The following is a 23,301-nucleotide window of genomic DNA, read 5'->3' as shown; positions in this document are numbered from 1 at the left end:
GGCTCGGACCGTCCGCGGGGGGTGGTCAGGCGGCCGACTCGTCCAACGCGCGCAGTACATCCGCCACCAGGTCCTCGGGATCCTCGGCGCCCACCGACAGCCGGATGAAGCCCTCCGGCACGGCGTCTCCGCCCCAGCGGCCACGCCGTTCGGCCGTGGACCGCACGCCGCCGAAGCTCGTCGCATCGTCCACGAGGCGCAGCGCCTCGAGGAACCGGTCGGCACGCGCGCGGGTGGGCAGCGTGAACGACACGACGCAGCCGAAGCGCCGCATCTGCCGCGCGGCGACCTCGTGGGCGGGGTCGTCGGCCAGCCCGGGATAGCGCAGCCCTGCCACGTCGGGCCGCTCGCGCAGCGCCTGCGCGACGGCAAGGGCCGTGGCGCTCTGCCGGTCGACCCTCATCTGCAGCGTCGCGATCGAACGGTGCGCGAGCCAGGCCTCCATGGGCCCGGGAATCGCACCGGCGATCTTGCGCCAGCGGCGCACGGCAGCCATGGCCTCGGCGTGCCGGCCGACCACATAGCCCAGCAGGACATCGCCGTGGCCGGTGAGCTGCTTGGTGCCGCTGGCCACGGCGAAATCCGCGCCCAGCTCCAGCGGACGCTGACCGAGCGGCGTGGCGAGGGTATTGTCGACGGCCACCAGGGCACCACGCGCGTGTGCCGCCTCGGCGAGCCGCCTGATGTCGCATACGTCGAGCCCGGGATTGGAAGGTGTCTCGATCCACAGCAGCCTCGCACCGTCGAGGACGTCGAGCTGGGCGTCCCCGCCGGTGGGCGCCGTGCGCACCTCGATGCCGTACGCCTCCAGCTGAGCGCGGACCAGCGGCAGCGCCTGGTAGCCGTCGTCGGGCAGGACACACACGTCGCCGGTGCGCAGCTGGGAGAAGAGCACCGCCGAGATCGCCGCCATGCCCGAGGCGAAGACGAGCGTCTGCGAGCCGCCCGCGTCGGGCGCCTCCAGTTCGCCGACGGCACGTTCCAGCAGCGTCCAGGTCGGGTTCTCGTCGCGGCCGTACGTGTAGGGACCCGTCGGGTCGCCCGGGAGATGGAAGTGGGCCGCGAACACCGGGCCGGGCAGGGTGGGTTCGTGCTTGACGGGCTCGGGCAGCCCGGCCCGCACCGCACGCGTGCCCTCACCGGCGCCCGCTGCCAGGCCCGCGAGTCCCGTCACCTCGCGCGCGGCACCCGTCACGTCATCCCTGGCACCCGTCGCGGAATCACTCATGCCGCCTGTCCCTCCACGTCCTCGCGCACGGCCGCGAGCAGACCGGTGCTCGCCGCCTCCACCATCTCAAGGCACTCCTCGAAGCCGTCCATCCCCCCGTAATAGGGGTCCGGTACGTCGAGGTCGTCGCCGGCGGCGGGATCGTACGAGCGGAGCAGCCGTACCTTCGCCGCGTCCTGCTCGGTGGGCGCGAGGCGGCGCAGGGCCCCCAGGTGGCCGGAGTCGAGGGCGATCACCAGGTCGAGGCGGGAGAACCACGACGACCGGAACTGCCGGGCTGTGTGGCCGCCCGGGTATCCGTTGTCCTCCAGGACGGCCACGGTGCGCGGATCGGCGCCGTCTCCCTCGTGCCAGCCGCCCGTACCGGCGCTGTCGACCTCCACCAGCTCGTCCAGACCGGCCTCGGCCACCCGCGCACGGAAGACGATCTCGGCCATCGGCGAGCGGCAGATGTTGCCCGTGCAGACGAAGCAGACCCGGTACGTCATGTCCGCTCAGTCCCCGTCGGGCAGGATGACGTGCAGCGCCCAGGAGACGACCGAGATGATCAGGCCGCCCACGACCGCCGTCCAGAAGCCGTCCACGTGGAAGCTCAGGTCGAGCTTGTCCGCGAGCCACGAGGTGAGCAGCAGCATCAGCGCGTTGACGACCAGCGTGAACAGGCCGAGGGTCAGTATCAGCAGCGGCAGGCTGAGAAGCTTGACCACCGGCTTGACCAGGAAGTTCACCAGGCCGAAGAGCAGCGCCACGATGATCAGGGTGGCGAACTCCTTGCCCGTGCTGTCACCGGTCAGGGTGATCTTGTCGAGCAGCCATACGGCGACCGCCAGAGCGCCCGCGTTCGCGATCGTCTTGACTAGGAAATTCATCATGTGTCTGATCGTGGCAGACCTGATCGGACACGGGCACAAGAGGCAGGGGCGGACAAGGCGATGAAAGCATTCCGGCTGGACGAACTGGAGGCCGAGCGCGCCGCCAACGAGGGCGCCTACCTGCAGTTTCTGCGCGAGCAGAACATGTCGGTCGGCTTGTACGCCCTCGACGCGGGCGAACAGGATCCACAGAAGCCGCACAATCAGGACGAGGTCTACTTCATCGTGAGCGGCCGGGCCGCGATCACCGTCGGACTGGAGACGACCCAGGTGGCGCGCGGCAGCGTGATCTACGTGCCGGCGGGCGTCGCCCACAAGTTCCACCACATCACCGAGGATCTGAGGGTGCTGGTGGTCTTCTCTCCACCCGAGAGCTGAGGCAGCGTCTCGGGGTTCTCTAGGGGATCGGTCAGGGGAGGACAAGGGATGCGAGGCACCCGTTCGACCCCTCGCGGACCTAGCATCGGGTGCAGGACATCAGAGATCCGACAGGACCGACAGAACCCGGCACTCGAACGGGCGGAGAGGTAAGGACGAGGGCGATGCGAGAGATCTTCACGGGACTGCCGTGGTGGGTGAAGTGGATCGCGGTGCCGGTCATCGCCCTCGTCGTGTTCGGCGGGCTGATCGCCAGTGTGGTCGGCTTCGTCATCGGACTGCTCTTCAAGGTGCTGGTGTTCGTGGCCCTGGTCGGCGGACTGATCTACGTCGTACGCAAGTTCACGTCGAGCTCCTCGTCGCGCAGCGACTGGTGAGACCGGTGGGAAACCGGTGGGGGTAGCGGGACACGCCTGGAATCACCGGTTCCCTCGGGCGGGGGAAGTTTCCCTGTGGGGCCGTCTGCACGCGGTGGCAGGCGAATAGAGTCCGGAACTCGACGCGGGGACTTCCCCGCGAGCGGCATACACCCCCACCCGTGTTCCTCCGCACGGGTCTGCCCCCTCGCGCTTCGGGAGAGCCCCTTGGTCCCGGCTGACACCGCACCCGTCCACCTCGGCAGCGTCCCCGCGCAACCCCGCTCGGCGGCGCCTTCCGGACCACGGCCTCCCGCTGCCGCACCTCCTCCGCCGACCCTGATCGGATCCGTGCAGCGCGCGATGCGCCTGCTGGAGACCGTCGCCGCGCACGAGTACGGCGCCCCGGCCAAGCAACTGGCCCGTGAGACCGGGTTGGCGCTGCCGACGACGTATCACCTGCTGCGCACACTCGTGCACGAGGGCTATCTGCGCCGGGACAAGGGCCTGTTCTTCCTCGGTGAGGCGGCCGAGCGGCTGAGCGGCAGCGGGGCGCGGCAGAAACGTCGCAGCACGATCGTCGACGCCCTGGCGCACTGGCGGGACACCCTGGGCGTGCCCGTGTACTACGCGGTCTACCGCGAGGGCGAGATCGAGGTCATGTGCGTCTCCGACACCCCCGTCAATCCGGCGGTCGAGGAATGGGCCGACTTCCGGGAGACCGGACACGCGCACGCGGTCGGACAGTGCCTGCTGTCCCAAGTGGACGAGGAGACCCGCCGTGACCACCTCGACCGCTACCCCGTGCAGCCCCTCACGCCGTACACGGTGCGCGACAACCACAGCCTGCTCAGGCGCCTGGAGCGGATCCGGCGGATGGATCCGGTGACCGAGCGCCAGGAGTACGCCCTGGGCGCGGTCTGTGCCGCGATCCCCCTCACCCTCGGCACAACGGCAGCGACGATGGCCATCTCACTCCCCGCACACCAGGCCGACCGGTTGCTGCCCGCGGCCCGGCAGTTGCAGGCGGAGATGGGGCGGCGGCTCGGCTCACTCGCGCTCTCTATCAGTATGTGAAAACTCACTCCTTGTGATCTGCTGTGTACGTTCAGCAAGATTCCACCAAGTGTCAGAGGTTTGTTCCCGGCCAGTAACGGCGATTGACGGGGTTATCGATGCGCGAGTCCGTACAAGCAGAGGTCATGATGAGCTTTCTCGTGTCCGAGGAGCTCTCCTTCCGCATTCCGGTGGAGCTGCGCTATGAGTCCAGTGATCCCTATGCCGTCCGGCTGACGTTCCACTTGCCCGGTGACGCCCCGGTGACGTGGGCTTTCGGGCGGGAATTGCTGATCGACGGGGTCGGCCGGCCGTGCGGGGAGGGCGATGTACGCGTCACGCCCGTCGAACCCGACGCGCTGGGCGAGGTGTTGATCCGGCTTCAGGTGGGCAGCGACCAGGCGCTGTTCCGGTCGTCGACCGCACCACTCGTCGCTTTCCTCGACCGCACGGACAAGCTGGTGCCGCTGGGCCAGGAGGGCTCGCTCGCCGACTTCGACGCGCACCTCGACGAGGCCCTGGACCGCATTCTCGCCGAGCAGGGCGCCGGCTGAGACATGGCCCGGCAGCACGGTGGAGTAACGCTTCACCGGGCACCGCCGAGCTGTGCAGGAACGCTTCCTCCTGAGATCGTCCTACGATCTTCCTCCGACGGCGGGACGCCCTGGACACTCAGGCGTCAGCGCTTGCGGCGCCTGCCCCTTCCCCCGCGCGCCGGGACCGTGGAGGCCTCCGGGACGGGTACCGCGCCGGGACGGTCGGCCGAGACCACCAGCGCCGCCAGGGCGGTGGTGACCGGCACCGAGGCGACCAGGCCGATCGAACCGACCAGTGTGCGCACGATCTCCTCCGCGACCAGCTCGCTGTTGGCGACCGTCCCCACACTGCTCTGCGCGATGGAGAACAGCAGCAGCAGAGGCAGCGCGGCACCCGCGTAGGCGAGGACGAGTGTGTTGACGACCGAGGCGATGTGATCGCGGCCGATCCGGATGCCCGCCCGGTAGAGCCCCCGCCAGCCCATCGACGGGTTGGCCTCGTGCAGCTCCCAGACCGCCGAGGTCTGCGTGACCGTGACGTCGTCGAGTACGCCGAGCGAGCCGATGATGACGCCGGCCAGCAGCAGACCGCTCATGTCGATCGTCGGGTAGAGGCCGTGGATCAAGCCAGTGTTGTCATCGGTGTTCCCGGTCAGAGCGGCCCAGTCGATGAACACCGAGCCGAGAATGCCGATCAGCAGCAGTGAGATGAGGGTGCCGAGCACCGCCACGGACGTCCGGGCGGACAGGCCATGACACAGGTACAGGGCGATGAGCATGATGGCGCTCGCGCCCACCACGGCCACGACCAGCGGGTTGGAGCCCTGAAGGATCGCGGGCAGGATGAAGAAGTTCAGCACCATGAAGCTGATGGCCAGGGCGACCAGCGCCATGACCCCTCGCATGCGCCCGACGATCACCACGGCCACGGCGAAGATGCCCGCGAGCAGTGCCATGGGCAGCCGGCGGTTGATGTCGGTGACCGAGTACTGCAGGTCCTTCGGAGCCGAGGGCTCGTAGGCGACCACGACCTTCTGGCCCTCGTGCAACTGGCGGGACTGGTCGGGCTGGACGATCTCGGTGAACGTACGGCCCTTGTCGTCGCCGCTGTCGACCCGGATCGTCGCCCGCTTGCAGGTGCCCTTCTCCTCCTGCACCGCGGAGGAACCCTCGGCCGTGGAGGTGTCACCCGTGGGCGGCACACCCGAAGCGCCGGCCTCCTTGCAGCTCACCTCGACCACCTTGGTGACGGTGGCGTCCTGCGTCTGCCGGTCGAAACCGACACCGGTCCGCTCGTGCGCCGGAGCGCCGCCGGGCCACAGCACGGCGAGACCGACCAGCACGGCAGCGGCGAACGGGATCAGGATCGCCGCGATGACCTTGCGCAGATGCTGGGAGACCGGCGTGGCCGGACCGTGACTGTGAGAGTGCCCGTGCCCGCCCCCCGCGCCGGAACCCGGGCCATGGCCGTGTCCGTCGTCGTCGCCGCCGTGACCGTGGCCCTGTCCGCCGGACCCGTCGCCTCGGCCGTGGCCGTGACCGCCGCCTCCGGTGGGCCCTGGTCCGTACCCGCCGTCGGCTTCCTGTCCGGGGCCCTGCCCACCGAGGGGGCCACTGTGACCGGGATGACCGCCCGGAGAACCGGTGCCCCGGCCGCTGCCGGAGCCCGTCCCATACTCACCGCGGTCTCCAGGGCCGAACCCCCCGCCTTGCCCGTATCCGAGCTCAGGGCTCTGCCGCCTGGTCGGCCCCTGCCCGGCTCCGGCGGCGAAATCATGGCCGTCACCACGGCCGTTGCCGTTTCCGGCGCCGGACCCGCGGGGCGGTTCGGGCGGTGGGAAGGAGGGACGCTGCGTCGTGGTCACCGCCCGATCATCGCAAGAACGAGGGGGGCCCTCTGTTCACCGCGCCAGAATTGCCGCTAGCGTGGGGGCACCTTTTGTACACGCGGGAGCTCGGAGCACCGGGCTGAGAGGGCGCTGACCTCCGTCCCAGCGATGTTTCACATGAAACATCGCCGGAGTCGAGTGATGTTTCACACGAAACATCGCCGGACGGAAAACGCTGCGTCGACCGCCGAACCTGTTACCGGGTAATGCCGGCGTAGGGAGTAGGTCTCATGACCAACAAGGACGCACGCACGCCTGCCTCCGTCCAGGACGAGACGTCCGAGGAGGCCGGGAAGTCCATCGGCTGGCACAAGGCGTACATCGAGGGCACCCGCCCCGACCTGCGCGTGCCGGTCCGTCAGGTGCACCTCACCAACGGCCGGTCGGTCACGCTGTACGACACGTCGGGCCCCTACACCGATCCACTCGTCGACACCGACGTCCGCAGGGGTTTGTCGCCGCTGCGCGAGAACTGGATCATCGCCCGCGGCGACACCGAGGAGTACGCGGGCCGCCCCGTCCGTCCCGAGGACGACGGCATCAAGCACACCTCGCCCCGGGGCGGTCTCCGCAACCTCGACGCCGTCTTCCCCGGCCGGCCCCGCCAGCCGCGCCGGGGCAGGCGCGGAGAGGCGGTCACCCAACTCGCGTACGCCCGCCGCGGCGAGATCACGCCCGAGATGGAGTACGTGGCCATCCGGGAGAACGTCTCGCCCGAGGTGGTCCGCGACGAGATCGCCGCAGGCCGGGCCGTGCTGCCGGCCAACGTCAACCACCCGGAGATCGAGCCGATGATCATCGGCAAGCGATTCCTGGTGAAGGTCAACGCCAACATCGGCAACTCGGCGGTGACCTCCTCCATCGAGGAGGAGGTCGAGAAGATGACCTGGGCGACCCGCTGGGGCGCCGACACGGTCATGGACCTGTCCACCGGCCGCAACATCCACACCACGCGTGAGTGGGTGCTGCGCAACTCCCCCGTGCCCATCGGCACCGTGCCGCTCTACCAGGCCCTGGAGAAGGTCGACGGCCGGGCCGAGGAGCTGACCTGGGAGATCTACAAGGACACGGTCATCGAACAGGCCGAGCAGGGTGTGGACTACATGACGGTCCACGCGGGTGTGCGCCTGCCGTACGTGCCCCTGACGGCGAACCGCAAGACCGGCATCGTCTCCCGCGGCGGCTCGATCATGGCGGCCTGGTGCCTCGCGCACCACAAGGAGTCGTTCCTGTACGAGAACTTCGAGGAACTCTGCGAGATCCTCGCCGCGTACGACGTCACGTACTCGCTCGGGGACGGCCTCAGGCCCGGGTCGATCGCGGACGCCAACGACGAGGCGCAGTTCGCGGAGTTGCGCACGCTCGGGGAACTCAACCGGATCGCGAAGCGTTTCAACGTTCAGACCATGATCGAGGGCCCGGGCCACGTCCCGATGCACAAGATCAAGGAGAACATCGACCTTCAGCAGGAGATCTGCGATGAAGCTCCGTTCTATACGCTCGGCCCGCTGACCACGGACGTCGCCCCGGCGTACGACCACATCACCTCCGGCATCGGTGCCGCGATGATCGCCTGGTGGGGCACGGCGATGCTGTGTTACGTCACGCCCAAGGAGCACTTGGGCCTGCCGAACCGTGACGACGTCAAGACCGGTGTCATCACCTACAAGATCGCCGCCCACGCAGCGGACCTCGCCAAGGGACATCCGGGTGCGCAGGAGTGGGACGACGCGCTGTCGGACGCTCGTTTCGAGTTCCGGTGGGAGGACCAGTTCAACCTGGCCCTCGACCCGGACACGGCACGGGAGTTCCACGACGAGACCCTGCCGGCGGAGCCCGCCAAGACGGCTCACTTCTGCTCGATGTGCGGTCCCAAGTTCTGCAGCATGAAGATCTCGCAGGACATCCGCCGGGAACACGGCGGCACACGGGCCGAGGTCGAGGAGGGCATGGCCCTGAAGTCGAAGGAGTTCGCGGCGAGCGGGAACCGCGTGTACCTGCCCATCGCGGACTGACCGCCGCGCACAGGCGGGGACCGACGGGCCCCGCGCCCCATCCGGCCCGGGGCCGACCGGCCCCGGGCTGTGGGACGTGCCGAGCGAGGAGCCGCCCGGGGTCTCACCGCCCGTGGCGGGCGGGGTGCCCGGGAGGCTCCCGTGGTCACTCCGGCTGGTGCTCCGGTCCTCCGAAGTCCGGGCTGGTGTAGTCCGGGCTGCTGAAGCTGGGGCGTGAGCCGCGGTCGCCGTCGTCCGGGCTGGTGAACCCCGGGCGACCGTAGCCGAGGTGCGGCATGCGGCTGACCGGCGTGGACGAGGGCGAGGGATGCAGCGCGGCGGCCGCGCCGGGATCGGCGAGTGCCTCCCGCAGGAAAGGCAGGATGCCGCGTTGCAGCAGGGCCTCCTGCCAGGCCTCCTTGGCCTGGGCCACCTCGCCCCGCAGTTCGCCGTACGGCCCGCCCTCGGCCGTGGGTTTGTTGCGCAGAGCGGTGAGCAGCAGTCCCACCGCGGCGACGAGGATCGCGACCGCGGTCACGGCACCGAACACCCAGCCCGTGGTGAGCATGGTCCGGGCGAACCCCTGCTCGGGGTCGAGCATCCGAAGGATGTAGCCGACGAGCAGGAAGATCGCCGCGGCGGTACCGGCAAGGACGGGTGCCAGGACGGCGACGACGGCGACGGCGCCCGCGCCGGTCGTCTCGGCGACTCCGCCGACGGTGGCAGCGAGCCCCGAGGCACCCGCGCCGGGCTCCAAGGAGTCGGACCCGCGCCCGGCCGGTGAGCCGGCCGACGCCGGCTGACGCAGTTCGTCGCGGACCTTGACGTAGTGCTGGTACTCGGTCGAGGCGGCCGCCGTGATGAGCGCGGTGGCGCTCAGCGCCATGGTGCGCAGCTGTTCGGGGTTGAGCCGCTGTCCGACAGCGGCCAGTTCCGGACGGTGTGGTGCGGAGCGCAGCGCCTCATCGAGGATCCGCTCGTACTCCTGGCGGTCCTCGCTCAGCAGGTGCTGCGGAACGCTGTTCATGTGCATCCCCCGATGCTCCGTAGGGCTTGGGGCTCGGCATGCTGACGAGCCGTCGGGCAGAAACGGAGGGGAGCCTGCTACGGATAGGCCGATGGTAGAGCGGTGAGGGTATGCGGTGACAGGGGGTTTACCGAAATTGGCCCCTCACCGGCCCGGTCCTCCGACCGGGGACGCCTGCCCGGTGAACGGTCACGTATTGAGCGGCAGTTGCTGGACCAGCAGCTTTCCGGCCATGGTCACACCGCCGTCCATCGCGATGGCGAGTCCGTCGGCGTAGACGTGCGGTCCCTCGATCACGGGGTCGCGGTTGTCCTCGTCGTCCTCGGAGCCGACCTCGCCCAGCAGATAGGGGATCGGGCTGTGCCCGTGAACGATGCGGGTGCCCCCGTACGTATCGAGCAGGGAGCGCACGGCGTCCGCGCCGCCCTCGTCGCGGAAGGAGAACCGCTTGGTGAACTTGCGGAACAGGTCCCAGACCTCGTCGGCGTCGTTGCGGGTGATCGTCTCGCGGACGGTGTCGTTGACCTCTTCGATGGAGCGGCCGTAGTCGAGATAGGCGGTGGTGTCGGAGTGGACGAGCAGGTGGCCGTCGACCTCCTCGATGGCGTCCAGGCGGGACATCCACTGCAGGTGGTGGTCCTGGAGGCGGTCCATGTCGGTCTTCTGGCCGCCGTTGAGCAGCCAGGCAGCCTGGAAGGTGGCGGTGCCCGCGCCGGAGTTGACGGGTGTGTCGCCGAACCGCTTCGCACCCAGCAGCAGCAGTTCGTGGTTGCCCATGAGCGCCTTGCAGTAACCGCCGGCCGCGGCGGCCTCGGCGGACAGCCGCATCACCAGGTCGATGACGCCGATGCCGTCAGGGCCGCGGTCGGTGAAGTCGCCGAGGAACCAGAGCCGGGCGGTGCCCGCGCACCAGTTGCCGGCGGCGTCGAGCAGGCCCTTCTCCTGGAGGGCCGACACCAGCTGGTCGAGGTAGCCGTGCACGTCACCCACGACGTACAGCGGGCCCTGCCCGGTGGTGGACTGTGGGGCGGCGGTCTCGGGATCCACGGTCACCTGAACAGTGTCACCCCGATTGATGACGGGAAGGTCGCGCTGGGTCGGCGTGTATCCCTCGGGGTAGGTCTCCTCGGGCGGTGGGGCGACCTCGCCGGGGTGGACGCTGTGGACGTACGGACCGGCCTCGTGGACGTACGCGGGCACCCGGAAGTCGCGCAACGTCGCCGTCCGCTCCACCTCGGGTCCCTGACCGGCCCCCTGAGTCATCGACCCCTCCACCATCGCGCCGCATTGCACCGCATCGGACTGCCTGGTCGTAGCGGCCCGCGGGTGTCGTGGGCCCATCATAGGAATGCGGATCGTGCCATGTGATGACCCAGGGGTGGTGAATCAGAGCAAGAGTCCAGTTCACCGTGGCTTTCGCCCCGATTGGGCCGGGCTTCGACCGCCGTGTGACCGCCCGCGATCTTCTTCTCTTCGCGAGAACGATCCCTTCTCTCCGGGGGACCGGCCCTGTTTCTCCCCAGGAGGGAGTCCTTCCTCTTGTCGGTGCCGGGCCTAGCCCGGTGTCCTCGGTGAGCGCGGAGGGCTGACCGTCGTGCGCGGCGGGCGTCGCTGGGACGAGGTGCGCACGATCAGCTCCGTCGGTATCACCTGTTCCACCGGCTGGTCGGCTTCCACTCCCTCGATGGCGTCGATGAGGAGCTGCACCACCGCGGTGCCGATGCGGCGGGGTTTCAGGGAGAGCGTGGTGATGGGCGGCTCGGTGTTGGCGTACACCGTGGACTCGCTGCAGCAGACCAGCAGCAGGTCGTCCGGGACACGCAGGCCGTAGCGGCGGGCGGCGGCGAGGAGATCGGTGCCGTTCGGGTCGAACAGTCCGTAGACCGCGTCGGGCCGGTCGGGTCGGGCGAGGAGCCGGTCGGCGGCGACGGCGCCCGCGCACGGATCGTGCGCCGGGTAGGCCTCGTACACCGGATCCTGGCCGACGCGCTCGCACCAGCGCAGGTAGGCGGTGGTCGACAGGTGGGTGTAGGTGTCCGTGGTCGTGCCGGTCAGCAGGCCGATACGGCGGGCGCCGGCGGCGGCCAGGTGGTCGAGGATGCCGAGGACGGCGGCTTCGTGGTCGTTGTCGACCCAGGCGGTGACCGGCAGCGCACCGGCCGGGCGGCCGTCGGAGACCACCGGCAGGCCCTGCCGGACCAGCTCGCTGACGACCGGGTCCTGGTCGGAGGGGTCGATGACGACCGTGCCGTCGAGGGCGACGTTCGACCACACGTCGTGGCGGGATGTGGCGGGCAGGATGACGAGGGCGTAACCGCGGGCGAGCGCGGCGGAGGTGGCGGCTCGCGCCATTTCGGCGAAGTAGGCGAATTCCGTGAAGGTGAAAGGTTCATCCCCGTACGTGGTCACGGTCAGGCCGATGAGGCCCGATTTGCCGGTACGGAGGGTCCGGGCGGCGGCCGAAGGCCGGTAGCCCAGGCGGTCGGCGACTTCCCGGACATGGCGCCGGGTGGCGTCCGGGAGCCGTCCCTTGCCGTTGAGGGCGTCGGAGACGGTCGTGATCGAGACTCCGGCGGCGGCGGCCACGTCTCTGATGCCGGCCCGACCCGGTCGACTGCCTCGCCGTGAGGTTTCCGCGCGGCTCACCTGATGCTTCCCTGCTGCTGTCATGGCGAGCCGATAGTAGGGCTCATGCCGTGGGGTAGTGCGGACGCATATGCACGCGTTGACAGGCACGTTTCTGCATGATCATTTAACCCCAACCACCTTGGAAGTCATGGGTGTTGAGCGCTTTCTTGGTAGTACGTGGTGTGTCGGCGCGTACGGGCCTGGCGACCGGCCCAGGTTGCGATGAGGTCTCAACTCACCTGCACGAGGGACGCGCGCCACGGCGTGCACCACCGGCGCATAGATATATGTGCGGCGCGCCCCCGGATTCATACGCCTTGGTGCGGTGATGCCCCAGATGCCGCAGGGACAGGGGAGGACCAGGCCGGCTGCTCGGGCATGGCTATACGCAGCGGCGCCGAATCCTCATAAGGTGAGGAGTATTGGATGTCGGCGGCGGTCATGGGCCGCCGGTCTTCACGAGGAGGACTGCGGTGAGCGAGACGAGCCCCAAGCTGCGCGCCGAGCTGGAGGGGATCCCCACCTACAAGCCGGGCAAGCCCGCCGCGGCAGGTGGTCCGGTGGCCTACAAGCTGTCCTCCAACGAGAACCCCTATCCGCCGCTGCCTGGCGTCATGGAGACCGTGACGGCGGCGGCCTGCAACTTCAACCGCTACCCGGACATGGCCTGTACGGCGCTGATGAACGAGCTGTCGGAGCGGTTCGGAGTGCCTCTCGCCCACCTGGCCACCGGCACCGGCTCGGTCGGTGTCGCCCAGCAGCTGATCCAGGCAACCTCAGGGCCCGGTGACGAGGTGATCTACGCCTGGCGGTCCTTCGAGGCCTATCCGATCATCACGCAGATCAGCGGCGCGACGTCGGTGCAGGTGCCGCTGACGCCCGGGGATGTGCACGACCTCGATGCGATGGCCGACGCGATCACCGAACGGACCCGGTTGATCTTCGTCTGCAACCCCAACAACCCGACCGGCACCGTGGTGCGGCGAGCAGAGCTGGAGCGCTTCCTCGACCGGGTCCCGCGCGATGTCCTGGTGGTCCTCGACGAGGCGTATCGCGAGTTCATCCGCGACCCCGAGGTGCCGGACGGCGTCGAGCTCTACCGCGACCGGCCCAACGTCTGTGTGCTGCGTACCTTCTCCAAGGCCTATGGTCTGGCGGGTCTGCGGGTCGGTTTCGCCATCGCCCACGAACCGGTGGCCGCGGCGCTGCGCAAGACGGCGGTGCCGTTCGGCGTGAGCCAGCTCGCGCAAGAGGCGGCGATCGCCTCGATGCGGGCCGAGGACGAACTCTTCGGCCGGGTGGGCTCGTTGGTGTGCGAGCGCACGCGCGTGGTCGACGGGCTGCGCTCGCAGGGCTGGACGGTTCCCGATACCCAGGCCAACTTCGTCTGGCTGCGGCTGGGGGAGCGTACGGTCGCGTTTGCGCAGGCCTGCGAGCAGGCGGGTGTGGTGGTCCGGCCGTTCCCGGGCGAGGGTGTGCGGGTGACGGTCGGGGAAGCCGAGGCGAACGACATCTTCCTGAAGGTGGCGGAAGGGTTCCGTAAGGAGCAGTAGGGCTTCAGTGCCGGCCGGGAGGCAGCGCGCCGCATCACTCCGCGAGCCTGGTCAGGCGTCCAGGACTTCCACGCGGACGGGGTCTCCGTCCCGCATGGTCGCGAGCAGCCCGGGATCGCCGTCGAGGCGCCCCAGGACATTGCACGGGCCGGCGAGGCGGCATTCATCGCCCCGTGAGATCGGAGTGGGGCCGTAGGGGAGAGCGAGGGCATCGCCGTCGGTCCAGAAGGCGACGGTGCCCGGCTCGACGACCTCTTGGGCGCCTGTTTCACGTGAAACCGACACTCCCGTGTCGAAGTACACCTCGGCGCCCCAGGTGCGGGCCGTGGAGACGAGCGGCAGCGCCTGGACGAGAGCGTGGCTGGTCGGGGTGTCGTCGAGCGAGGCGGTGAGATGGCCCGCGGGCCAGGAGATCCGTATCTGTAGCGGCGTCGGTGCGTGCATGCCACTGATTCAACAATATGTTGAAGTTGGAGCCAAGAGTCTCACTGTGACGGGGGAGACAGGGACCCCCTCAAGGCGCTCGAAAGTGCGTGCTGCATAATGGCTTGTGAATGTGAACGCTTTCACAAGCGTATGTAAGGAGCGGCGACGTGGACCTGGCTTTGGCGCCGGAGACCCTGGCGCGATGGCAGTTCGGAATCACCACCGTCTACCACTTTCTGTTCGTCCCCCTGACGATCTCCCTGGCCGCGCTCACGGCCGGTCTGCAGACGGCGTGGGTGCGGACGGAGAAGGAGAAGTACCTCCAGGCGACCAAGTTCTGGGGCAAGCTCTTCCTGATCAACATCGCGATGGGTGTGGTCACCGGCATCGTGCAGGAGTTCCAGTTCGGCATGAACTGGTCCGACTACTCGCGTTTCGTCGGTGACGTCTTCGGTGCGCCGCTCGCCTTCGAGGCACTGATCGCGTTCTTCTTCGAGTCCACCTTCATCGGCCTGTGGATCTTCGGCTGGGACAAGCTGCCGAAGAAGATCCATCTGGCCTGCATATGGATGGTCTCCATCGGCACGATCCTGTCGGCCTACTTCATCCTCGCGGCCAACTCCTGGATGCAGCACCCGGTCGGCTACCGGATCAACGAGGCGAAGGGCCGGGCCGAGCTCACCGACTTCTGGCTGGTGCTGACCCAGAACACCGCGCTCGCCCAGGTCTTCCACACGCTCACCGCGGCGTTCCTGACCGGCGGCGCCTTCATGGTCGGCATCGCCGCCTTCCACCTGGTCCGCAAGAAGCACGTCCCCGTGATGAAGACCTCGCTCCGGCTGGGCCTGGTCACCGTCGTCATCGGCGGCCTCCTCACCGCGATCAGCGGTGACGTACTCGGCAAGATCATGTACCAGCAGCAGCCGATGAAGATGGCCGCGGCCGAGGCGCTGTGGGACGGCGAGAAGCCGGCTCCCTTCTCGGTCTTCGCCGTCGGCGACGTCGACAAGGGCCACAACAAGGTCGCCATCGAGATCCCCGGCCTGCTGTCCTTCCTCGCGAAGGACGACTTCAGTTCGTACGTGCCCGGCATCAACGACGTCAACAAGGCCGAGCAGGAGAAGTACGGGCCCGGCGACTACCGGCCCAACATCCCCGTCGCCTACTGGGGCTTCCGGTGGATGATCGGCTTCGGCATGACGTCGTTCGCCATCGGTCTGGCCGGACTGTGGCTGACCCGCAAGAAGTTCATGCTGCCGCAGCACCTCAGGGTGGGCGACGACGAGGTGCCGCATCTCGTCCTGCTGCCGAAGAAGGCGCTCGGCCCGACCCTCACCAAGTGGTACTGGCGCATCGCGATCCTCACCCTGGGCTTCCCGCTGATCGCCAGCTCATGGGGCTGGATCTTCACCGAGATGGGCCGCCAGCCGTGGGTCGTCTACGGCCTGTTCCAGACGCGTGACGCGGTCTCCCCCGGCGTCTCGCAGGCCGAGGTGATCACCTCGATGGTCGTCTTCACCACGCTGTACGCCATCCTCGCCGTCGTCGAGGTCAAGCTGCTGGTCAAGTACGTCAAGGCGGGCCCGCCGGAGCTCACCGCGGCCGACCTCGACCCGCCCACGAAGATCGGCGGCGACTCCCGGGACGCCGACAAGCCGATGGCCTTCTCGTACTAGGCCGAGGGAGCTGCACAGTCATGGAACTGCACGACGTCTGGTTCGTCCTGATCGCCGTCCTGTGGACCGGCTACTTCTTCCTGGAGGGCTTCGACTTCGGGGTCGGGGTGCTCACGAAGCTCCTCGCCCGTAACCGGCCCGAGAAGCGGGTGCTGATCAACACCATCGGCCCTGTCTGGGACGGCAACGAGGTGTGGCTGCTCTCGGCGGCCGGCGCGACCTTCGCCGCCTTCCCCGAGTGGTACGCCACGCTCTTCTCCGGCTTCTACCTGCCCCTGCTGCTCATCCTGGTCTGCCTGATCGTCCGGGGTGTGGCCTTCGAGTACCGCGTGAAGCGGCCCGAGGAGAACTGGCAGCGCAACTGGGAGACGGCGATCTTCTGGGCTTCGCTGCTGCCCGCGTTCCTGTGGGGCGTCGCCTTCGGCAACATCGTTCGGGGCGTCAAGATCGACCAGGACTTCAACTACGCCGGCGGCGTCCTGGACCTCCTCAACCCGTACGCGCTGCTCGGTGGCCTGGTCACGCTGTCGCTGTTCACCTTCCACGGAACGGTGTTCGTCGGGCTCAAGACAGTCGGGGAGATCCGGGAGCGGGCGCGGAAGCTGGCGCTGCGCGTCGGAGCGGTGACCGCTCTGCTGGCGCTCGCCTTCCTGCTGTGGACGCAGTCCGACCGGGGAGACGGGTCGTCGCTCATGGCGATGGTCGTGGCCGTGGCCTCGCTCCTCGTGGCCCTGGTCGCGGCACGGGCCGGGCGTGAGGGATGGGCGTTCGCGCTGTCGGGGCTCACCATCGTGGCCACGGTGGCGATGCTGTTCCTGACGCTCTTCCCGAACGTCATGCCGTCGACGCTGAACCCGGACTGGAGCCTCACGGTCACCAACGCCTCGTCCAGCCCGTACACACTGAAGATCATGACCTGGTGTGCCGGGATCGCCACCCCGGTCGTCCTGCTCTACCAGGGCTGGACGTACTGGGTGTTCCGCAAGCGGATCGGTACGCAGCACATCGCCGAGACCGTGCACTGAGGTGTGTTTCACGTGAAACCGATCGATCCGCGTCTGCTCCGGTACGCCCGCGCCACCCGTGTCTTCCTGGTGGCGGTCGTCGCCCTGGGGGCGGTGGGCGCGGGCTTGGTCATCGCACAGGCGATGCTCATCGCCGAGGTGGTGGTCGGCGCGTTCCAGCACCGCATGGCGGTGTCCGAACTGACCACTCCTCTGGTGCTGTCGGCCGGTGTCGCGGTCGGCCGGGCGCTGGTCGGCTGGCTCACCGAACTCGCCGCGCACCGGGCCAGTGCGGCCGTGAAGTCCGAGTTGCGGGGACGGTTGCTGGAGCGCGCCGTCGAACTGGGTCCGGGCTGGCTGGCCGGTCAGCGGACCGGCTCGCTGGTCGCCCTGGCGACCCGGGGCGTCGACGCCCTCGACGACTACTTCTCGCGGTATCTGCCGCAGCTGGGTCTCGCGGTGGTCGTGCCGGTGGCGGTGCTGGCGCGGATCGTCACCGAGGACTGGGTCTCCGCGGCCATCATCGTGGGCACCCTGCCGCTCATCCCGGTCTTCATGGTGCTGATCGGCTGGGCCACCCAGTCCCGGATGGACCGTCAGTGGCGGTTGCTGTCGCGGCTGTCCGGGCACTTCCTGGACGTCGTCGCGGGCCTTCCGACGCTGAAGGTCTTCGGACGGGCCAAGGCGCAAGCCGAGTCGATCCGCCGCATCACCGGCGAGTACCGCCGGGCGACCATGCGGACGCTGCGGATCGCCTTCATCTCCTCGTTCGCCCTGGAACTGCTTGCGACGATCTCGGTGGCACTGGTCGCGGTGACGATCGGCATGCGGCTGGTGCACGGCGAGATGGATCTGTACATCGGTCTGGTGATCCTGATCCTCGCGCCCGAGGCGTATCTGCCGTTGCGGCAGGTCGGGGCGCAGTACCACGCGGCGGCGGAGGGGCTCGCCGCCGCCGAGGAGATCTTCGAGGTCCTTCAGACGCCCCGGCCGGCGTCCGGCTCCGAGGCCGTGCCGGAGGGTGCGCTGTCGTTCGAGGGCGTGACCGTCCGCTACCCGGGGCGGTCGGCGGACGCCGTTGCCGACGTGAGCTTCGGTGTCGAGCCGGGGGAGACGGTCGCGCTCGTGGGACCGAGCGGCGCCGGTAAGTCGACCCTGCTGAGCGTCCTGCTGGGGTTCGTGCGACCGGCCGAGGGCCAGGTGCGGGTCGGAGGTGTCGACCTCGTCGATGCCGACCTGGAGCAGTGGCGCTCCCGGATCGCGTGGGTGCCGCAGCGGCCGCATCTGTACGCGGGGACGATCGCCGAGAACGTACGGCTGGCGCGGCCCGGTGCCGACGACGACTCCGTACGGCGGGCGCTGCGGGACGCCGGGGCGCTGGAGTTCGTCGACGCGCTGCCCGAGGGCGTGCAGACCGTGCTCGGAGAGGACGGCGCCGGGCTGTCCGCCGGGCAACGGCAGCGGCTCGCACTGGCCCGCGCGTTCCTCGCCGACCGGCCCGTGCTGTTGCTCGACGAGCCGACGGCGGCGTTGGACGGGGCCACCGAAGCCGAGGTCGTCGCGGCGGTGCGGCGGCTCACGACCGGCCGGACGGTGCTGCTCGTGGTGCACCGGCCGGCGCTGCTGGACGTCGCGGACCGCGTGGTGCGGCTGGAGAGCAGGGACCGGGCGGCGCGGCCGGCGGAGCCCGCGACCACCGCTGCCCTGCCTGTGACGTCCGCCGCGGCCCCGGCGACCGGCACCGCGTTCGTGGAGATCGAGCAGCCCGCTCGGGATGAGTCCGTCGGAGGGACGGCTCAGGGCGGTGTCCTCACGCGCGTCCGCGCGATGTCCGGTGCCCGGCGCGGGCGGCTGGGACTCGCGCTGCTGCTCGGGAGCCTGGCCCTGGGGAGTGCCGTGGGACTCATGGCCACCTCGGGGTGGCTGATCTCGCGGGCCTCGCAGCAGCCGCCCGTGCTGTATCTGATGATGGCCGTCACCGCGACCAGGGCGTTCGGAATCGGGCGGGCCGTTTTCCGCTACGCCGAGCGGCTGGTGTCGCACGACGCCGTGCTGCGGATGCTGGCGGACACCCGGGTCGCGGTGTTCCGCAGGCTGGAGCGGCTGGCACCGGCCGGACTGCGCCGGGCCCGCCGGGGCGATCTGCTCTCCCGGCTGGTCGCGGACGTGGACACACTGCAGGACTACTGGCTGCGGTGGCTGCTGCCGGCCGGGGCCGCCCTGGTCGTGTCCGCCGCGTCGGTCGGCTTCACCGCGTGGCTGCTGCCCGAGGCCGGGGCGGTGCTGGCGGCCGGACTCCTGGCGGCGGGGGTCGGTGTACCCCTGATCACCGGCGCGGTGGCCCGCAGGGCCGAACACCGGCTGGCACCCGCCCGTGGGGCACTCGCGACGCGGGTGGCCGATCTGCTCACCGGAACCGCGGAACTGACCGTCGCCGGTGCGCTGCCCGCGCGGATCACCCAGACGCGCGAGGCCGACCGGGCGCTGACCCGGATCGCCGCGCGGGCGGCCACCGCCACCGCGCTGGGCGACGGCCTCACCGCGCTGATCTCCGGGCTGACCGTCACGGCCGCGGCGCTGGCCGGCGCGCAGGCGGTCGCCGCCGGGCGGCTCGACGGCGTGGCCATGGCCGTCGTCGTCCTGACTCCGCTCGCCGCCTTCGAGGCCGTGCTCGGGTTGCCGCTCGCGGTGCGGTACCGGCAGCGCGTGCGCCGCAGCGCGGCGCGGGTGTACGAGGTGCTCGACGCCCCGGAGCCCGTGGGGGAGCCGGAGCGGCCCCGCCAGGCACCCGCGTCACCGTTCCCGGTCGTCGTCCGGGGGCTGACCGCCCGGCACGCCGGCCAGGACAGGGTGGCGCTCGACGGGCTCGACCTGACCCTCGACGAGGGGCGCAGGATCGCCGTGGTCGGCCCCTCCGGCTCCGGCAAGACCACGCTGGCGCAGGTGCTGCTGCGGTTCCTCGACGCGGAGGCCGGCTCGTACACCCTCGCGGGCGTGGACGCGTCCGGGTTGCGGGGCGACGCCGTACGAGGGCTCGTCGGGCTGTGCGCGCAGGACGCGCATCTCTTCGACAGCTCGCTGCGCGAGAACCTGCTGCTGGCCAGGAAGGACGCCACCGAGGAGCAGCTGCGCGCCGCGCTGGGCCGCGCCCGGCTGCTGGAGTGGGCGGACGGCCTGCCCGACGGTCTGGACACCCTCGTCGGCGAGCACGGGGCGCGGCTGTCGGGAGGCCAGCGGCAACGACTCGCGCTGGCCCGGGCGCTTCTCGCCGACTTCCCCGTCCTGGTGCTGGACGAGCCCGCCGAGCACCTGGACCTGGCGACGGCCGACGCGCTCACCGCCGATCTGCTGGCCGTCACCGAGGGGCGGACCACGTTGCTCATCACGCACCGGCTGGCGGGCCTCGACGGAGTCGACGAGGTGATCGTGCTGGACCGGGGGCGGGTCGTGCAGCGCGGCCGGTACGCGGAGCTGCTGGCGGTGGAGGGCCCGCTGCGGGAGATGGCGGAGCGGGAAGCGGCCGCGCAGTCGCTGGTGGGAGCGCGGTAGCGGCCGTGAACGGTGTGCACTGGGCCGTTCGGCGCAGCCGGTCCCCCAGCCGCAGGACCTGAACAGGACCGGGCCCGCGCTGCTGGGCGACGATCGCTGACATGCGCTCATATCGCCGCCTTCGGCTGCTGGTTCCGGTCCTGCTGTGTGCGCTGACCGTGCTCGCCGCCCGGCCGACGGCAGCGCCCGGGGAACCTGGTAGCGGCACGGGTACGGGAGGGGACACCAGCCTCAGCGCCGAGGTGGCGCGGCTGTACGAGGAGGCCGCGGTGGCGACACAGCAGTACGAGGCCGGCCGCCGGGAGGCCGAGGAACAGCGGGCCGAGGTCCAGCGGGCGGAGGAACTCCTGGACGCGCAGCGGCGGCACATCGCCGCACTGCACGAGGACCTCGGCCGGATCGCCCGGGCCCAGTACCGCAGCAATGGTGGCCTGCCGGTGGCCGCGCACATGATCCTCGCCGACAGCCCCGACAGCCTGATGCGAGGTCAGCACGCCTTCTCGCAGGCCGATCTCGCCGTGAACAACGCGATCTCCAGGAACCGGCGGGCCGAGGCGCGGCTGGCGGCGGACGAGGCCAGGGCCGCGGACCGGTGGCAGGCCCTGGAGCGGCGCAAGACCCAACTCGCCGGACTGAAGGCGGACATCGAACAGAAGCTGGAGTCGGCGCGCTCACAGCTCCAGGGTCAGGCGGACGCCGCGGCCGCCGCCGGGGCGTGCAGCGGAGCCGTCCGGCTCGACCAGCCGGAGACGGGGTTCACCGAGGACGACTGGGTCGCGCCGGTCGAGACGTACGAGCTGTCCGCGTCCTACGGCAGCGGCGGTCAGCGGTGGTCGAACCGGCACACCGGGCAGGACTTCGCGGTGCCGATCGGCACGCCCGTGCGGGCCGTGGGTGCGGGCCGGGTGGTGCGGGTGTCCTGCGGCGGCGCCTTCGGCATGGAGGTCGTGCTCGAGCACGCGAACGGCTACTACACGCAGTACGCCCATCTCGCTTCGCTCGCGGTCGACCCGGGGGAGCACGTCAGGCCCGGGCAGTGGATCGGCCAGTCGGGCACCACGGGCAACTCCACCGGGCCGCACCTGCACTTCGAGGCCCGGGTCACCGCGGAGTCGGGCTCGTCGGTGGACCCGGTCTCGTGGCTGGCGGCGCGTGGGGTGTCCCTCTGAGACGCCCCGGCTCCGCCGGGCTATGCCAGTTCCGCCAGCAGTTGCTCGATCACGACCGCCACCCCGTCCTCGTTGTTCGCCACCGTCCGGCCCGAGGCGGCGGCGATGACGTCGGGGTGCGCGTTGCCCATCGCGTACGAGCGGCCCGCCCAGGTCAGCATCTCCACGTCGTTCGGCATGTCGCCGAAGGCGACGACCTGCTCGTGCGAGATGCCGCGCTCGGCGCAGGACAGGGCGAGGGTGCTGGCCTTCGACACGCCCGGGCCACTGATCTCGAGGAGGGCGCTGGGGCTGGAGCGGGTCACACCGGCGCGGTCGCCGATGGCGAGGCGGGCCAGGGTCAGGAAGGCGTCGGGGTCGATGTCGGGGTGGTAGGCGAGGATCTTCAGCACCGGCTCGGCGGCGGCCCGGTGGTCCGGGCCCAGCAACTCCTCGGCCGGGGCGAGGCTGTCCGGTGTCTCCATGTGCAGCTTCGGGTACGCCGGCTCCTGGTAGAAGCCGTAGGTCTGCTCCACCGCGTACACCGTGCCCGGTGCCGCTTCGCGCAGCAGCCGTACGGCGTCCAGTGCGTTCTCCCGGGCCAGTTCCCGTACCTTCACGAACCGGTGGGCACCGGGGCCGCCGTGCAGGTCGACCACGGCGGCGCCGTTTCCGCAGATCGCCAGGCCGTGACCGTGCACATGGTCACTGACGACGTCCATCCAGCGGGCCGGGCGGCCCGTGACGAAGAAGACCTCGATGCCCGCCTCCTCGGCGGCGGCCAGAGCGGCGACGGTACGCGGGGACACCGACTTGTCGTCGCGCAGCAGAGTGCCGTCGAGGTCGGTGGCGATCAGTCGCGGCGGGAGGGTCTCGGCCGCGGTCTCGGGCTGTCGGGTCGCTGAGGTCACCCGGCCATTGTCCCGCACATGCCCGCACGGGCGTGCGGGGATCCGCACAGGTGAGTGGACAACGCTCCCACCAGGAGCCCCTCACGTGCAGCCGCTCCCCACGGGCCCTGAGCAGGCGCCGTCGGCAGCGGCCCTCGTGTGTCCCTCCGCCTCAGCGCAGCTGCGCCGGCGCCTCCATCGCGATCTGCTCGAAGACCTTCTCGTCCGCGGCGAAGGGGGAGTCGGGGATCGGCCAGTGGATCACGATCTCCGTGAAGCCCAGTTCCCCATGCCGTCCGGCGAAGTCCACGAACGCGTCCAGGGACTGGAGCGGGGCGACACGGTCCGGCGTGAAACCGGTGAGCAGCACCCGATCGAGATCGGTCATGTCCCGGCCGACCTCGGCGCAGATGTCGTCGAGCCTCTCCGCCTGCCCGCGAAGGGCCTGGACCGACTGCTCGGGCGTGCCGTTCTCGTAGAGCTTGGGGTCGCCGGTGGTCACCCACGCCTGCCCGAAACGGGCGGCGAGGCGCATCCCGCGTGGACCGGTCGCCGCCACGGCGAACGGCAGCCTGGGGCGCTGCACACAGCCGGGAATGTTCCGCGCCTCGTGGGCGGAGTAGAAGTCGCCCTCGTACGAGACGGCGTCCTCGCAGAGCAGGCGGTCGAGCAGTGGGACGAACTCGGCGAAGCGGTCTGCGCGCTCGCGCGGGGTCCACGGCTCCTGGCCGAGCGCGGTGGCGTCGAAGCCGGAGCCGCCTGCGCCTATGCCCAGCGTGACCCGCCCGCCGGAGATGTCGTCGAGGGAGATGAGCTCCTTGGCGAGCGTCACAGGGTGCCGGAAATTCGGCGAGGTCACCAGCGTGCCCAGCCGCAGCCGGTCGGTGACGCTCGCCGCGGCCGTGAGCGTCGGCACGGCGCCGAACCACGGACCGTCGCGGAAGGTGCGCCATGACAGGTGGTCGTAGGTGTACGCCGTGTGGAAACCGATCTGCTCGGCGCGCGTCCAGGCCGCGCGGCCGCCTTCGTGCCAGCGGCGGTACGGCAGGATCACGGTGCTCAGACGCGGACTCATGACACCGAGCCTAAGG

Annotated in this window: 20 protein-coding genes and 1 riboswitch; of the genes, 10 read left to right on the top strand and 10 right to left on the bottom strand. The window is 70.1% G+C overall.

Annotated features, from left to right (window positions below):
* Positions 1–25 precede the first annotated feature (25 nt).
* Genes ADK65_RS12865 through ADK65_RS12855 form a run of 3 tightly spaced genes read right to left on the bottom strand, consistent with a single transcriptional unit; the run spans position 26 to position 2,100 of the window.
* Positions 26–1,228: a cystathionine gamma-lyase gene (locus ADK65_RS12865; RefSeq protein ID WP_234352863.1), complete on the bottom strand. Its 1,203-nt coding sequence runs from the start codon at positions 1,226–1,228 to the stop codon at positions 26–28.
* Positions 1,225–1,716: a low molecular weight protein-tyrosine-phosphatase gene (locus ADK65_RS12860; RefSeq protein ID WP_053670115.1), complete on the bottom strand. Its 492-nt coding sequence runs from the start codon at positions 1,714–1,716 to the stop codon at positions 1,225–1,227. Before ADK65_RS12860 ends, ADK65_RS12865 begins: the two co-directional genes overlap by 4 nt.
* Positions 1,717–1,722: 6 nt before the next feature.
* The gene (locus ADK65_RS12855; RefSeq protein WP_053670114.1) at positions 1,723–2,100 is read right to left on the bottom strand and encodes a phage holin family protein; all 378 of its coding nucleotides are present in this window, start codon (positions 2,098–2,100) and stop codon (positions 1,723–1,725) included.
* 60 nt (positions 2,101–2,160) lie between these two features.
* Here ADK65_RS12855 and ADK65_RS12850 point away from each other — a divergent pair, with 60 nt between their 5' ends.
* The 4 genes from ADK65_RS12850 (at position 2,161) to ADK65_RS12835 (ending at position 4,444) form a co-directional block, all read left to right on the top strand.
* Positions 2,161–2,478 carry a cupin domain-containing protein gene (locus ADK65_RS12850; protein WP_053670113.1) on the top strand — a complete coding sequence of 106 codons (318 nt, stop codon included), beginning with the start codon at positions 2,161–2,163 and terminating at the stop codon, positions 2,476–2,478.
* Between the two features lie 164 nt (positions 2,479–2,642).
* Complete coding sequence (locus tag ADK65_RS12845) at positions 2,643–2,855, top strand: DUF5326 family protein (RefSeq protein WP_020271174.1); 213 nt, start codon at positions 2,643–2,645, stop codon at positions 2,853–2,855.
* 318 nt (positions 2,856–3,173) lie between these two features.
* The gene (locus ADK65_RS12840; protein WP_267889727.1) at positions 3,174–3,911 is read left to right on the top strand and encodes an IclR family transcriptional regulator; all 738 of its coding nucleotides are present in this window, start codon (positions 3,174–3,176) and stop codon (positions 3,909–3,911) included.
* A gap of 98 nt (positions 3,912–4,009) precedes the next feature.
* Positions 4,010–4,444: an SsgA family sporulation/cell division regulator gene (locus ADK65_RS12835; RefSeq protein ID WP_033309865.1), complete on the top strand. Its 435-nt coding sequence runs from the start codon at positions 4,010–4,012 to the stop codon at positions 4,442–4,444.
* Positions 4,445–4,569: 125 nt separating this feature from the next.
* On the opposite strand, the gene ADK65_RS12830 is transcribed toward ADK65_RS12835, so the two are convergent.
* Positions 4,570–6,291 carry a YibE/F family protein gene (locus tag ADK65_RS12830; RefSeq protein ID WP_053670111.1) on the bottom strand — a complete coding sequence of 574 codons (1,722 nt, stop codon included), beginning with the start codon at positions 6,289–6,291 and terminating at the stop codon, positions 4,570–4,572.
* Between the two features lie 72 nt (positions 6,292–6,363).
* A riboswitch (TPP riboswitch) is annotated at positions 6,364–6,553 on the top strand.
* On the opposite strand from ADK65_RS12830, the gene thiC reads away from it, so the two are divergent.
* Positions 6,546–8,330: a phosphomethylpyrimidine synthase ThiC gene (thiC, locus tag ADK65_RS12825; protein ID WP_053670110.1), complete on the top strand. Its 1,785-nt coding sequence runs from the start codon at positions 6,546–6,548 to the stop codon at positions 8,328–8,330. Its footprint overlaps the riboswitch before it by 8 nt.
* A 145-nt stretch (positions 8,331–8,475) precedes the next feature.
* On the opposite strand, the gene ADK65_RS12820 is transcribed toward thiC, so the two are convergent.
* From ADK65_RS12820 to ADK65_RS12810, 3 genes are all read right to left on the bottom strand, one after another.
* Complete coding sequence (locus tag ADK65_RS12820) at positions 8,476–9,342, bottom strand: hypothetical protein (RefSeq protein WP_053670109.1); 867 nt, start codon at positions 9,340–9,342, stop codon at positions 8,476–8,478.
* Between the two features lie 183 nt (positions 9,343–9,525).
* Positions 9,526–10,614: a metallophosphoesterase gene (locus ADK65_RS12815; RefSeq protein ID WP_107092276.1), complete on the bottom strand. Its 1,089-nt coding sequence runs from the start codon at positions 10,612–10,614 to the stop codon at positions 9,526–9,528.
* 276 nt (positions 10,615–10,890) lie between these two features.
* Positions 10,891–12,006 carry a LacI family DNA-binding transcriptional regulator gene (locus ADK65_RS12810; protein WP_078955939.1) on the bottom strand — a complete coding sequence of 372 codons (1,116 nt, stop codon included), beginning with the start codon at positions 12,004–12,006 and terminating at the stop codon, positions 10,891–10,893.
* A gap of 431 nt (positions 12,007–12,437) precedes the next feature.
* Here ADK65_RS12810 and hisC point away from each other — a divergent pair, with 431 nt between their 5' ends.
* Complete coding sequence (hisC, locus tag ADK65_RS12805) at positions 12,438–13,517, top strand: histidinol-phosphate transaminase (RefSeq protein ID WP_053670106.1); 1,080 nt, start codon at positions 12,438–12,440, stop codon at positions 13,515–13,517.
* Positions 13,518–13,568: 51 nt separating this feature from the next.
* Here hisC and ADK65_RS12800 read toward each other — a convergent pair whose 3' ends face one another.
* The gene (locus tag ADK65_RS12800; RefSeq protein WP_053670105.1) at positions 13,569–13,961 is read right to left on the bottom strand and encodes a cyclophilin-like fold protein; all 393 of its coding nucleotides are present in this window, start codon (positions 13,959–13,961) and stop codon (positions 13,569–13,571) included.
* Between the two features lie 149 nt (positions 13,962–14,110).
* Here ADK65_RS12800 and ADK65_RS12795 point away from each other — a divergent pair, with 149 nt between their 5' ends.
* The 4 genes from ADK65_RS12795 (at position 14,111) to ADK65_RS12780 (ending at position 21,341) form a co-directional block, all read left to right on the top strand.
* Positions 14,111–15,619: a cytochrome ubiquinol oxidase subunit I gene (locus ADK65_RS12795; protein ID WP_053670104.1), complete on the top strand. Its 1,509-nt coding sequence runs from the start codon at positions 14,111–14,113 to the stop codon at positions 15,617–15,619.
* Positions 15,620–15,639: 20 nt separating this feature from the next.
* On the top strand, positions 15,640–16,644 hold the full coding sequence (gene cydB, locus ADK65_RS12790; RefSeq protein WP_053670103.1) for a cytochrome d ubiquinol oxidase subunit II: 1,005 nt from the start codon (positions 15,640–15,642) through the stop codon (positions 16,642–16,644).
* A gap of 12 nt (positions 16,645–16,656) precedes the next feature.
* A complete protein-coding gene (cydD, locus tag ADK65_RS12785; protein WP_053670102.1) occupies positions 16,657–20,172 on the top strand; it encodes a thiol reductant ABC exporter subunit CydD in 3,516 nt (1,171 codons plus the stop codon).
* Positions 20,173–20,273: 101 nt separating this feature from the next.
* Positions 20,274–21,341 (top strand): M23 family metallopeptidase, encoded by a 1,068-nt coding sequence (locus ADK65_RS12780; RefSeq protein ID WP_053670101.1) that lies wholly within the window; start codon positions 20,274–20,276, stop codon positions 21,339–21,341.
* Positions 21,342–21,361: 20 nt separating this feature from the next.
* Here ADK65_RS12780 and ADK65_RS12775 read toward each other — a convergent pair whose 3' ends face one another.
* Positions 21,362–22,231, bottom strand: coding sequence for an HAD-IIB family hydrolase (locus ADK65_RS12775; protein ID WP_053670100.1), 870 nt, complete (start codon positions 22,229–22,231; stop codon positions 21,362–21,364).
* A gap of 151 nt (positions 22,232–22,382) precedes the next feature.
* A complete protein-coding gene (locus tag ADK65_RS12770) occupies positions 22,383–23,285 on the bottom strand; it encodes an LLM class flavin-dependent oxidoreductase (RefSeq protein WP_053670099.1) in 903 nt (300 codons plus the stop codon).
* Positions 23,286–23,301 lie beyond the last annotated feature (16 nt).

Origin of the sequence: Streptomyces sp. NRRL B-1140, assembly GCF_001280065.1 — a bacterium.
Taxonomy (GTDB): Bacteria; Actinomycetota; Actinomycetes; order Streptomycetales; family Streptomycetaceae; genus Streptomyces.
The sequence above is the reverse complement of the archived record's forward strand: the minus strand, read 5'-3'. Positions and strand labels throughout refer to the sequence as shown.

Bases quoted from the DNA above. Each gene is read 5' to 3' on its own strand.
- ADK65_RS12865 (WP_234352863.1), bottom strand. From the start codon at position 1,228: ATGAGTGATTCCGCGACGGGTGCCAGGGATGACGTGACGGGTGCCGCG.
- ADK65_RS12860 (WP_053670115.1), bottom strand. From the start codon at position 1,716: ATGACGTACCGGGTCTGCTTCGTCTGCACGGGCAACATCTGCCGCTCG.
- ADK65_RS12855 (WP_053670114.1), bottom strand. From the start codon at position 2,100: ATGATGAATTTCCTAGTCAAGACGATCGCGAACGCGGGCGCTCTGGCG.
- ADK65_RS12850 (WP_053670113.1), top strand. From the start codon at position 2,161: ATGAAAGCATTCCGGCTGGACGAACTGGAGGCCGAGCGCGCCGCCAAC.
- ADK65_RS12845 (WP_020271174.1), top strand. From the start codon at position 2,643: ATGCGAGAGATCTTCACGGGACTGCCGTGGTGGGTGAAGTGGATCGCG.
- ADK65_RS12835 (WP_033309865.1), top strand. From the start codon at position 4,010: ATGCGCGAGTCCGTACAAGCAGAGGTCATGATGAGCTTTCTCGTGTCC.
- thiC (WP_053670110.1), top strand. From the start codon at position 6,546: ATGACCAACAAGGACGCACGCACGCCTGCCTCCGTCCAGGACGAGACG.
- ADK65_RS12820 (WP_053670109.1), bottom strand. From the start codon at position 9,342: ATGCACATGAACAGCGTTCCGCAGCACCTGCTGAGCGAGGACCGCCAG.
- ADK65_RS12815 (WP_107092276.1), bottom strand. From the start codon at position 10,614: ATGGTGGAGGGGTCGATGACTCAGGGGGCCGGTCAGGGACCCGAGGTG.
- ADK65_RS12810 (WP_078955939.1), bottom strand. From the start codon at position 12,006: ATGACAGCAGCAGGGAAGCATCAGGTGAGCCGCGCGGAAACCTCACGG.
- ADK65_RS12800 (WP_053670105.1), bottom strand. From the start codon at position 13,961: ATGCACGCACCGACGCCGCTACAGATACGGATCTCCTGGCCCGCGGGC.
- cydB (WP_053670103.1), top strand. From the start codon at position 15,640: ATGGAACTGCACGACGTCTGGTTCGTCCTGATCGCCGTCCTGTGGACC.
- ADK65_RS12780 (WP_053670101.1), top strand. From the start codon at position 20,274: ATGCGCTCATATCGCCGCCTTCGGCTGCTGGTTCCGGTCCTGCTGTGT.
- ADK65_RS12770 (WP_053670099.1), bottom strand. From the start codon at position 23,285: ATGAGTCCGCGTCTGAGCACCGTGATCCTGCCGTACCGCCGCTGGCAC.